Raw genomic sequence first — 12,325 nt, 5'->3', positions numbered from 1 at the left:
TCTAACCTTCCCATACACTGATCTGTTAATTATCTCCCATATAAGGACTACCATTAGATTTTACTAGGGCCTCCATTAGTTCTGATTTGCTGTAATCACCTATTCTAAGCTCTGGATTGTGTATTAGTTTTATGGATTTGTATTTAACAAGCTGAGATGGGCCAGCATGTACTTGTAAGGCTATAAATCCTTCTAGTTCACCATCGGGTTCCTGGTAAGCGACAGATAGGGTACCATTGATGGCAGTCCAGATATTATTACCAACGGCCAGAATTTCATAAGTATTCCAATCGTTCTTTTTAACAGCTTCTTCACCTTTTCCTTCCCAATGTAATTTTTGCCTACCACTTTCATGGTATAACCTTCCCCACACGCCTTCACCTATATCAGCCTGATAGCCTAAAGCTTCTTCTCCCATTTTTTGAGACCGAAATTGAATGCCGGCATTGGTGGTATTTGGCACCATTTTCACCTGGACTTTCAAATAAAAATCCTTTACTTTTTCTTTGTGCCAAATGAATTGATTGTGTACAATTGAATCTTTACCTTCTCCTCCAACTATAGCCCCATCTGATACTGACCAATAACTCATTTCAGCTGAACTCCAATTGTTAAGGTCTTGTCCATTAAATAAGACAACTTCCTCCTGTGGGCTCTTTTTGCTACAAGCACTCAAGAAAACCGTACCTAAAACAAATACTACTAGTCCTATGTATTGAAAGGGAAATTTTATCATAATTATTAATTAGTTAAACGCATATTTTCCTGAATGAAAAGCCAGCCCATACTTCTATAAGTAGGCTATTATCGTAAAAGATGAGATTTTCAATCTGAAGATACATTAAAATCACCAAAATACTGTCAATTGCATACCAAACGTAACCAAAGTCGATTTTAAATTCCGTGGATCAATAAAAATGACCATAAAAGTCTAATTAAGGTTTAACACAATATATGCAATAGACATCCCATTACATAATCCGGGTTTAAACCCTAAACATAAAACACTATCCATTTTTGGGAAGGGTAAAATAAAAATCTGATTGGCCTAACCAAAAACCACTTTTAGCATTTTCAAAACGAATACAAATATTGGCTAGGTCAACAAAAAGCAACAATAGCAAGACTATATCTTAGAAAAGCCTTGAAAAACAATTCTTCTGTGTATATGAATAAATATTAATAGATAAACTTATAGACACTTTTTTAAACAATAATTTATTAGGCATTCCGAATAAAAACTAATCACAACTAAATTAGACGGTTTGGGTTGATTTATTTATCTTCGTACCCCATCCACCAAAAATCTTTCACTATGCGATTGTTATTTATTGGAATTGCCTTGGCCTTTTTATTTAGCTCTTGCAGCAAGAATACCGAAAAAGAAAATGAATTCTCAGATCAGCTTAGTTTTTCTCTGGACACTGTTTATGTGGATCCAGGAGATGAAATTCTTTATCTACAAGACAATTTGTACCTTACGGATCTTTCCGCAGACAAGAGCTACCTGATCAATTTTAATCGTAAGGATTTAATCGCAGAGCGTATCAATCTGAATGAATTAAAACTTGAAAAATTGATACCTTTTGAAAAAGAAGGACCGAATGGAACACCTCCTTATTTTTCAGCTTTCAGCTTAAACCTTAATGAGCAGCTAATGGTATGGTCGTATCAATTTTATTCCATATTTGATCAAAATGCCAAAAAAGTAAGAGATTTAGGACTGGAAAAAATAGCTGTCGATTACCTGGCTGGTTCAGAATTCTATCCAAAAATGATATTTGAGGACCCTATACAGCCTGATCGGCTATTGGGAGTTTTTATTGATTGGAAAGAAAATGGCTATTTCATTTTAGACTTTGATCTGAAACGCAAGGAATTTAAAAAAACGAACTTGCCTGAGATGAATAAACTTCAGGAATACAGTACAGATATTATATTGGATGGACAATCGGTCGGGAGCTATGGCGTTGGCGTTTACGCTATAGCTACAAATGGCAATATAATCCTGACCAACAATGCGTTTAATGAGGCGGTGATTTATGACACAAATAAAGACAGTACCTATGTGAAAAACTGGGATACTCCACTTTTAGGGGCCAGAAAAAATTACACGCCTCCGAAACAAGTCGATTATTCATCGGGCGAAAAAGAAGAAGTAATGAGAAATTCGATGGAGGAGATTGATTATGGGAAACTGATTTGGGATGAAGCGGAAAAACGATTTTACCGATTCTCTAATAAACAACAATTTGGGGAGGAAAAAACCAAGAGTGGTAGATACATTGCTACAGGAGCAGATGTTTACCTGAATATTTTTGATGAAAACCTGAATATACTGGCCGAAACATTGGTCCCCCAACTAAATGCCCCGCCAAAAAAACATTTTGTCAAAGATGGGAAGATCTGGATATTTGAAAACATAGATGATGAAATGGCCTTTGTTCAGTTAACCATAGAGTAGAAGCCTAACGAATGATACAGAAATTGACCTGATCGGAGTCGATTTCAGCGGATTAGGTTGGTCATGGGGGATGGTATTGCAAATGACAGCAATCAGGACCTATGGCCTAGCTCCTTGTCCAAAACTTCTTAAATTATAAGTTAATGACAGCATAAAAAACTGTTGAAGGACTTGAGTTCGCTCATTCTCAATATAGACATCTGTAACATTTCTATTAATGCTTGTATTTTGATTGAGTAGATCAAATACCGTTACCTTCAATTCAAACTTTTGATTAGGTGGAAACCTATACCCTAAATCCGCATTCATCAACCAAACGGATTGGTCAAATTCCTCACCCAATCCCGTATACCATTGATTATTGACATTGGTACTTAAAAAAAACCCCCAAGCAAAATTCCAATATAAGTCCAGTCGTGTACTTTGGGTATAGTAATTATTGTTCTGGTTTTCTTGCAAACTACTTCTAACAATATTGTAATTCCCTCTTGTTGAAATATTGAAATCTATATCTTCCCCCAGATTGCTACTTACTCCAACTCCGGGACCTATCCCTAGGTTTTTATTGTAATTGGTTTGTCCATTAATTAAACCAGGTTGGTTGCTATAGTTTACCCTACCGCTCAGCTCGAGGTTACTTTTCATAAAATTGAGCGGAAATCCGAAGGAAAAATAACTCCTTAAGTCCCAGTATTTATCTAGATTTTCGGGTCTACTTAATTGGCCACCTTGCCTCAGCAAAACATCCCCTTGAATGAGTGTATCTTGTGATGCGATATAAGTTGCATTTCCCAAATAGTTTGAACGCACCGACCCGCCCATATACATAAAGAAGGATTTAGAAGTTTCAGGGTCAACATTTCTAATCCTGGTATACAATCTATGTTCATATTCTTGCTCCAAATCAGGATTTCCCATTGATATTTGAATAGGGTTACTGTTGTCTATTACATCTTGCAATTGGCTTACAGATGGTGCATCAGTGTCTCCCCTATAATACAGTCTTATATTCGTATTTTCATTCAAATCATACATAAAGACCATTCTAGGGACAAAATTCTTAAAGGTTCGATTGGTGTTTTGGAATCCCGGAAACAGGCGATCACTATCTAATATTGAAACTTGATAATCAAACGATGAATAGATTCTGATTTTATCCTTGTTGTAACTGTATCCTAAACCTACTTCATGTTGTAAATAGGAGTTTTCGAATTTATTGGTCAAGGTGGAATCTACCTCAAATAACTGGGATTCCATTTCTCTTTGGGATACCTCCCGATTGGTTGTACCAAGGTCATTTCCTAGTTCGTATTCCAACCTAAGTTGGGAATTCTCACCTATTGGTTCCGTGTATTCAATTTCAAACTCATAGTTAAATGAATTGGCATTATTTAAAGAGTTTTGTATAAGACTATCTGTATTTGAAGATTGAAAATCACGATTTACAGAAACCAATCTAGCGTCACTTTGAGATTCACTTAACCGAGTATCAAATTGAGTCGATAAAGTTCTCCCTTTTTTATTGAATTTATAACGATAAATAAAATCACTTAAAAAACTAAAAGATTCATTTTTCGAATTGGTATTGTTTTGTGTCTCATTAATTGGAGTGTTTGAATTGAATAGGTTTTCAGCACTTAACCTACTTATAGATGTCCCTTTTTCATACCTTAACCTAGGCCGCCAAATGATGGCATGCTTTTCTGATATATCATAATCCAGCCTTAGGTCTAACCGGTGGTTTTGATTATAATTTTCATCATTTCTTCCTTCATCGTATAATTGGAGACTATCACTGGATAAAATATATTCCCGAGAGGAATTTCGGTTTAAATAATTAGTGCTCTCATTAAAAAAGTAACTCCCTGTTAATTTCGCCTTCCCTTCATCAAATTTATCAGTAAAATTAATTCCTATCGCATTGGTATTGGTAACACCAGGTCTTTCACCTGTCGTTAAAGGATTACTTTCGCCTCTCCTACGCCCTCCACCTCTTTGTTCTCCACTTCCGAAAGCACCTGTAAGATCGTCCGCAGAAAAGTTTTGCTGATTGATATTATTGCTTAGTCCCAAAAAGGTAAGTCGCTGTGCCCCATTAAAGAAATTAACACTACCTCCAACCAAATAATTGTCATCCGTTCCATATCCGGCAAACATCCTTCCAAATTCACCGCCTCGTTTTTCTTTCTTGGTGATAATATTGATGGTTTTGATTGTTTCCCCGTCGTCAAAGCCTGTTAATTGTGCCTGAACGCTAATTTGATCTAAAAACTCGATTCTATCTATTATTTCTACAGGTAGGTTTTGCATGGCCATGGCAGGGTCATCTCCGAAGAAAGGTTCACCATCCACCAATACTTGGCCTACCGTTTCTCCCTGCACCTCTATGGTGTTTCCTTGCATGACCACACCCGGCATTTTACGAATCAATTCACCGGCACTTGCCTGTGACCTGGTCTTAAATGCATTAGCGTTAAGGGACAAGGTATCCCCTTTCATCTCACCAGTCATGGTAGCTGCTTCTACCTCATAAGTTTCCAATAAACTACCTTCTTCAACCATCTCAAATGTCCCTAAATCACTACCTGACGGAGTAGCTATTGCCTTTTCAAAAGCTTCAAATCCAATAAAGCTGATAGTCAATATAAAGGATGGTAACTTGGGTTTGGCAAATTGAAATTGGCCTTTTTCATCAGTGAAAGTATTGGCTAAAGTGTCCCCTGCTGAATTTTTCACGAAAACATAAGCACCAGGTAATGTTTCACTCGTCTCTTTATTCTCCACTATCCCCCTAAGGATACTTTGTGATTTTAAATTCCCATGTACGAAGAAAAGAATAAAAATAAATAATACAATTTTATTCATAATAACTTAGAATTAGTTGTAATAATCTAAATTTAAATCTAAAGGCTGGTATACAAATATACAAAAATCAACAAATTTTTTAGTTAATTTTATATAAATGGAATTGTAATTGATTAAACGGAATATGATCCTTTTAAGGTTAAAATTTTCCTTAAAATCAATAGTTAATTTTGAATTTTAAAGAGAACACCATTCCAAACCATCGTTTAAATGAAGCGGAATTCTACCCTAGTTTCAGAATAATTATCGTTTATCAATCGGAAATAGAATTGCAAATTCCATTGGATAAAACGTGTAATTGCAAAACACACCTAAAAGGAGATTGGAAACATTAGCAGTAAAGTAACGATGCCTAATCGGAGATCGGAACCGATGAAAAAAAGAAACAGTGGCTGAGTGGAGTCGAAGCCTTAGTTTCCATATGCTGATTGATTAACTATAAATATAGAATTACAATTTATCTCCAGTAAAGGACTTTCGCTTTCAGAAAGGGAACCAAATTAGAGGAAAAGGATAATTTAACAACAAAAAAACACAGTCTATACGATTACCTCATAAATACCAACACAAAAACAAACGTGTTATTTCAATTTCTTTGTATTTATGTAAAATTGTCCTTTAATTCAATATTGATTTACACTGACAGTAACAACTATGCAAAGAAGGGATTTGATAAAAAAGCTAGCGCTTTTGCCATTAATGGGAAACCTGGGATATAAGGAAACACAATTACCTCCAAATCTGAATAAAGCTCAAAAAAATCGTTTAATCATCGATACCCACGTAGAAACCTGGAATTTTGATGAGCGATTCCCCTTTAAGCATCCTGAAAATCCCAACTTAAAAGTATCCATAGAGGCACCTATAGAAAATCAGATCAAACAAATGGCGGACTTCGGGCTTCGTTATGGTGTATTGATCAATCCACGTTACTATGGATGGGACAATTCCTATATGGCCAACTGCCTAAAAACTTATTCAAACCATTTTGTAGCGCATGGTTTACTTAATCCCGAAGATCCTAAAATTGTAGAAAATTTAAAGTATTGGGTAAAGGAACAAGGGTTTCAGGGAATGCGGTTTAGTCCCATTTATGACCCAAAATCAACATGGCTGAATTCACCTGAGCATTATCCATTATGGAAAGAAGCAGAAAAGTTGGGTGTAGTGTTCAATTATTACATTCTCCCCCATCAAATGCCAATGTTGGAAGACATGGCGGAAAGATTTCCTGGGGTAAAAATCGTAGTTGATCATGCTGGAAAACCAGATTTGAAAGCTGCGAACTGTTGGGAAGAGTTTAGGAAGATGTTCGCATTGAAACGTTTCCCTCAGGTTTGGATAAGCAATTCTGAACCCTATGAAATGTCTGAAATCAAAAAGTACCCTTATAAGGATACCTTACCCTTTTACAAGGCCATCTATGAAGAATTCGGTCCAGAACAACTTATTTGGGGCACAGGCTATCCCTTTCCACGTTGGGAATTGCCCATGGACCAGGAATTGGAATTTGTAGACAAATATTGCTCCTTTTACAGCGAACAAGACAGGGAATTACTTCTTGGGAAAAATGCCCTAAAAATATGGAAATTCCCAAATAAAGCTTGATGCAACTCAAAGCGATAGTATACACTTAATGTCCTTCAATCTTTCTGGTTTCAGATTAAACCGGATTTTCTGGCAGCGGTATGATGCTTGATTTACTTCTTCATTTGGGAAACTTCTTGTATTCTAAACACTAAGTGATTTTAGCGGCCTGGGCCAACCTTGCTTATAAGCTCTCATCTTTCAACCAGTGACTGACCCGAGCTTAAGTAAGTAGAATCAATGCCCAAGTCCACCGATTATTAATAATTTACCTTTTGTAATGGAATTCCATATGATAGAAAGGTGTAATTGCGAATTACGCCTAGATTAGGGTAAAACCCTCCGTAATTGCAGTTATTAATTATTGCCAATAAATTAAACCCGAAATATGCAATAGACAATCTATTACGTGCTGAAATCGCTTCAAAATCAGCCACTTCGTTGCTGTTTTCAATTTCACCATAGCGGTGCTATGCTAAAATATCCAAACAGCCGTTTTTCTTGCGATTGCAACACTTCCCGTAAACACGGGACAGGCATCACCCCTGACTATCGTCAGGGCGGAGAAATCCTATTACATAATCCGGGTTAAAACAGGGGACTTACTTATTTTTTTTAAGGATTAATTTCTAGTGGATGAGTTTAAATTTCTCCAATAAAAAAAACAATCTACGACCAAATCTTAGATTGTTTTAAATTTTTTTCCTTTATCAGATTGTTTAACAAGCGCCTTCTTTAGACTTTCTCCATGAAACACCAAGATACCGTTGGATCGCATCTATTTTCGGTTTCCCAGCTACCTTAATATCCGCATCATTTTTATGAATGGGCAATCCATCGCTCCATTTTTCACCTTCCCATATATCGTATTCCGTCGCATTCCCATCATAACTAATAATAGTCAATTTATTGCCATTTATGTTCCATTTCCCTTCCTCCTTAGTTGCACCATTTGGATCAATAAAATGATAGGTATTGTCTTCTTTCATTATAAGTTTACTTTCCAAAAAACGAATTGTATCCCCTTTAATGAGCTCATTTATATTTTGATCTTCACTTGATTTGAAATTAAAACCTGACTTGATTGCCATTACCTTTTCTATAGGTGCTGCCTTATTACAGGATATTATGCCTAGCATAATTACCAATAGCGGCAACCCAATAAAGTATTTCCACTTTTCTACATTTGTTGATTTGCGTTTGTTCATCATAAGAATTCTGTTTTTGATTTGAAATTGATTAAACCCATGAAAAAGTGGGTTGGGTTGATATTTGGTTAAATTATTCACCAAAAGTCTGCAATAGGCTTTTACGCCTAAACGCTGAATCACTTTATTATCTGCTTGGTATTCATGAACTTCTCTTAAAGCTCCTTCAATTAGGTAAACAAAGGGATTAATCCATAAAAAGGATTTTATGATATGAAGGAATAGAAGATCCCAGCAATGGCCCTGACGAACATGTTCTGATTCATGTAAGAGAATATGTTGATCCTCACTATTACCAATTTCAAATTCAGGCATCAGAATCTTATTGAAAAAGGTGGCTGGTTTAAAATCAGGATGAATATAAACCATTGCATCCTTAAATGATTGAACTGAAGCACATTTAATCTTTCTGAAAACCAGAAAAATCCCGAAAGCAAAAAATAAAAATTTTAATACCGCTACACCAATATAGAGATAAGCAACTACCTCAAAAATTGAAAAGGATGGTAAAGAATTTGACACTTGAACAATACTTTCAACTGGATTAATAGAGAAAATAAATTCTCGAACAGGAACTGTGTTTTGCAAGGCAAGATCAAAATCAAGTATGGGAAATACAAGAGACAATACTACTCCTGCTAACAGGAAAAACCTGCTCCACGCGAAAAAGGTAAGCTTCCTAAGAAATAACCAATGCACCATCCAAACCAAGGCTAAACCTATACTTGCTTCTAATAGAAAATTCCAAAATGAGTTCATAATTTGCCTCCCTTTTCTATCAATTTGTTCACCTCTTCTAATTCTTTGCTTGTAAGTTTCTTTTCGTTTACCAAAAAGGACAACACATTATCGACGGAGCCTTCAAAAAAATCCTTTATGATGTTATTGAACTTTTTCCTTTTGTATTCCGACTCTAAAATCTTCACAAAATACTCGTGGGTCTTACCATATGTTTTATGGCCGAGGTATTCTTTTTTTTCCAATGACTTAATGGTAGAGGCCAATGTAGTGTAAGGTGGTTTAGGTTCGGGAAGTTGATCAAGAATATCTCTAACAATTCCCTTTTTAACCTTCCAAAATACGCGCATTGCCTGCTCCTCCTGTGGTATTAAATCTTCCATAAGTCAAATATAGTCTCATACAATCAGAAAACCTACGATGAAATCATTTTATTACGACCTTATCGTAGATTGTTATTTCATCCAATTAGAAAGCAAGAATTGCTCTTCTATCAGTTTGCTCCAATTCCGATTACTTTATCCCGTATATTATAATTAGGATTCAAAGGCAGGAATAAATATAGTCGAGTGGTTAAATTATAGCGTCCTTGTAAGGATTGATGCACAAAAAAAAGCTACAATACTATCTAAGATGCGCCGTTCTTATCTAGTTCACCCTTCCCTCCTCTAATGATAAAGATGTATGCTGTAGAAAATCAGCTCATTTTCAAATGGTTTCTCAGGTAAAAACACCGCTATTAAAAAATTCAATTTAAGGGAGAATGGGATAAAGTAGATTTAAATTAACAAAATGCTGGAGATTCAACATTTCTTAAAAAAATATTCTACAGGGTTTCAATTAGAAATTGATTCCCTGCTATTGAATGAAGGTATACATTTGATCCAGGGTCAAAATGGAGCGGGAAAATCTACACTTTTTAAAGCAATAGTAGGCATACAAACCTTTCAAGGAGAGATTTTATTGGATGATTTAAACCTTGAAAAGAAACCATTGGCATTTCGAAAGAAGGTCAATTATGCTGAAGCTGAACCACTTTACCCCGAATTTTTAAGCTTGAGTGAGCTCATCCTGTTTGTTGCCAAAGCAAAAGAAGCTCCAAGGGATCAAATTGAACGTTTAAAATCGAGCTTTGGCGTAACCGAATTTATGGAACAACCTGTCGCTACTTATTCATCAGGCATGCTTAAAAAGTCCTCATTACTTCTTGCCTTTTTAGGCCAACCAAAGTTGATCATTCTCGATGAGCCTTTTACAACCATTGACAAGTCCTCACTGGAAAACCTCATAGAGTTAATTAAACTAAAAAAAACTGAAGGGGTTAATTTTTTGATCTCTTCCCATCAAACCGAATTTATTAATTTGATCTCTTTTGACTCTGTACATACCATTTCTAAGGGAAGAATTCAATAGCTACTATGAAAAATATATTTGTAAAAGCTTTTGTCAGCCCATTTTACAAAGCTTATTTTGGTTTTTTTGTAGTGGTCTTTATTGTATTTGGGCTTTTAATGGAAGGGCCTCAGCACATCAAAATTGGTGAAAGAATCTTACAACATCCCTTTGCTTTTGCTACCTTACTTTTAGTGTTTGTGATCTATGGCTTGCTCCAATACCGCTTCCATATTAATTTAATCCAAGGACTTAAATACCGAGTATTTCATCAATTGGCACTTTTTAATGCCAAAGATTTTTCCAGGTATCAATTGGGTGTCTGGATTTGTAACCACTTGTTACTGCTTTTTTATGCTTCCTTCTTAACCTACCTGGCAATAGAAATGGGCTACTGGTATCAACCATTTTTCCTCTGGTTTTTGCTAACTGTTATGTTTTTCGCTCATAAGAATTTATTGGTTACAATGCTTTCTCAGGCTTTACCTGAACAAAAACCCATTCCATTAAAACAGTATGGTTTAAAAAACTTCCCTATTAAAAGAGCTTATTGGCTGCTCGTTCATCTTAAGGAAAACAGACCTCTACTTTTATTGGCCTCAAAAATCCTCCAATTAATCTTACTTAAACTATTCTTTTATTCCTATACAACAGATACCTATGACGAAAGGTGGTTGCAATTTGGATTACTTTGTGTGGCCTACATTAACTTCCCCATCTGGTTGGAGAAAAAGGAATTTGAGCAAGGTAAACTAGCCTATTTTCTTAATCTACCCCGCCCTTTTCTTCGAAAAGCCTGGTTACACCTTTACAGTACCCTTCAAATCATTGTAGCTGAACTTTTGTATTTGGCAATTCATTTTCCAGACCTCCCAAATATTGGGCAGGCCCTCTCATTGTCACTACTGCTTATATCTTTGAACCTCGGCTTATATGCAATAATCAATAGTTCAAAAGAAATTTCAGATTTACCTAGAAATGCTATTTTTAGCTTCTTTTCCCTTTTTTTCCTGATCATCTTTGGTTTTCCTGTACTGCTTATTTCAGGGCTAGGATTGTTCGCTTTCCTTGTATCCATTCATTCTGCTTATAAGCAATGAAAAAAACCGATTAGAATAACGATGGGGTGACTGAGCGGAGTCGAAGTCTTAGTATGCGGATCGTAACCAGTTATCAATTGGTAATGGAATTACCAATTCCAAAAGATAAGAAGGTGTAATTACAAATTACAACTGGATGGGCGAAACAGAAACGTTGGCTGAGCAGAGCCGAAGCCTTAGTTACCGCATTATAACGGACTACTCATAAATATAGAATTGCAGATTATCCCAAGACAGGAATTTCCCCGTTCATTTCAAATAAAATTTATCACCCATCCATTTGATCGGATTATTTTTTATGTATTCAGATATATTTTGAAATGCTTTTTCATCGCGGATGATGTGTTCATAATAATTGCGTTGCCATAATTTTCCCTTAATCCCCAACAACCCAATTTGTCTGGTAACAGATGATTTATATCCTCGAACAATCGCACCAATATTATTTGATGGTGATTTTGGGGGCTGTGGCTGTTGTGGGATGGGGTGTGGGGGCGTATTGCAAACGCCCTTACGCTCGTGCGATTCTTTGGATACGGGCGAATGCGATTCTTTGGTTGCGGGCGAATTCAATTCTTTGGTTACGGGCGAATTCAATTCGCCCCTATCGTGTATTTCGATGATGCCGTGGATGTGGTTTGGCATAATTACAAATTCTCCCAATTCGACATTTGTGCGAATTTTGGGTGTATTTAACCATTCATTATGTGCGATTTTACCATATTCATTCAATTTCATTTTGCCATTTTCAACCTGCCCATAACGACAAATCCTGTCCTGACAACATATTGTGATAAAATACAATCCTGCTTGCGAATAATCGTATCCCTTTAACCGAATAGACCTGCGATGGTGGATATTTGGGTTGTATTTACTCATGGAAATCAAATATTATCCAAACTACAAATTATTTTCAAAAAAATCTCAACCCCTACAAACCAAAAAAACTTCACCACAAGGAGAAAATCCCT

The 12,325-nt window shown here is 36.0% G+C and carries 9 protein-coding genes; 4 read left to right on the top strand and 5 right to left on the bottom strand.

What is annotated here, in order from left to right; translation table 11 throughout:
- Positions 1–25 precede the first annotated feature (25 nt).
- Complete coding sequence (locus CA2015_RS18470) at positions 26–736, bottom strand: 3-keto-disaccharide hydrolase (RefSeq protein ID WP_048643234.1); 711 nt, start codon at positions 734–736, stop codon at positions 26–28.
- 579 nt (positions 737–1,315) lie between these two features.
- On the opposite strand from CA2015_RS18470, the gene CA2015_RS18465 reads away from it, so the two are divergent.
- Positions 1,316–2,464, top strand: a complete 1,149-nt coding sequence (locus tag CA2015_RS18465) for a DUF4221 family protein (protein ID WP_048643233.1) — start codon at positions 1,316–1,318, stop codon at positions 2,462–2,464.
- Positions 2,465–2,563: 99 nt separating this feature from the next.
- On the opposite strand, the gene CA2015_RS18460 is transcribed toward CA2015_RS18465, so the two are convergent.
- Entirely contained in the window at positions 2,564–5,329 is a 2,766-nt protein-coding gene (locus tag CA2015_RS18460) for an outer membrane beta-barrel protein (protein ID WP_048643232.1), read from the bottom strand.
- Between the two features lie 654 nt (positions 5,330–5,983).
- Between CA2015_RS18460 and CA2015_RS18455 the strand changes: the two genes are divergently transcribed.
- The gene (locus CA2015_RS18455; RefSeq protein ID WP_053086710.1) at positions 5,984–6,937 is read left to right on the top strand and encodes an amidohydrolase family protein; all 954 of its coding nucleotides are present in this window, start codon (positions 5,984–5,986) and stop codon (positions 6,935–6,937) included.
- Between the two features lie 698 nt (positions 6,938–7,635).
- On the opposite strand, the gene CA2015_RS18450 is transcribed toward CA2015_RS18455, so the two are convergent.
- Both CA2015_RS18450 and CA2015_RS18445 read right to left on the bottom strand, forming a co-directional pair.
- Positions 7,636–8,883 carry a M56 family metallopeptidase gene (locus tag CA2015_RS18450; protein WP_048643231.1) on the bottom strand — a complete coding sequence of 416 codons (1,248 nt, stop codon included), beginning with the start codon at positions 8,881–8,883 and terminating at the stop codon, positions 7,636–7,638.
- Positions 8,880–9,245 (bottom strand): BlaI/MecI/CopY family transcriptional regulator, encoded by a 366-nt coding sequence (locus tag CA2015_RS18445; RefSeq protein WP_048643230.1) that lies wholly within the window; start codon positions 9,243–9,245, stop codon positions 8,880–8,882. The genes CA2015_RS18450 and CA2015_RS18445 overlap by 4 nt, the downstream gene beginning before the upstream one ends.
- 409 nt (positions 9,246–9,654) lie before the next feature.
- On the opposite strand from CA2015_RS18445, the gene CA2015_RS18440 reads away from it, so the two are divergent.
- Positions 9,655–10,275, top strand: coding sequence for an ATP-binding cassette domain-containing protein (locus CA2015_RS18440; RefSeq protein ID WP_048643229.1), 621 nt, complete (start codon positions 9,655–9,657; stop codon positions 10,273–10,275).
- A 5-nt stretch (positions 10,276–10,280) separates the two neighbouring features.
- Positions 10,281–11,354: a hypothetical protein gene (locus CA2015_RS18435; RefSeq protein WP_048643228.1), complete on the top strand. Its 1,074-nt coding sequence runs from the start codon at positions 10,281–10,283 to the stop codon at positions 11,352–11,354.
- 249 nt (positions 11,355–11,603) lie between these two features.
- Here CA2015_RS18435 and CA2015_RS18430 read toward each other — a convergent pair whose 3' ends face one another.
- Entirely contained in the window at positions 11,604–12,233 is a 630-nt protein-coding gene (locus CA2015_RS18430) for a transposase (protein ID WP_048643227.1), read from the bottom strand.
- Positions 12,234–12,325 lie beyond the last annotated feature (92 nt).

It is taken from the genome of Cyclobacterium amurskyense, assembly GCF_001050135.1.
Taxonomy (GTDB): domain Bacteria; phylum Bacteroidota; class Bacteroidia; order Cytophagales; family Cyclobacteriaceae; genus Cyclobacterium; species Cyclobacterium amurskyense.
This window is presented reverse-complemented; position numbering and strand designations above follow the sequence as displayed.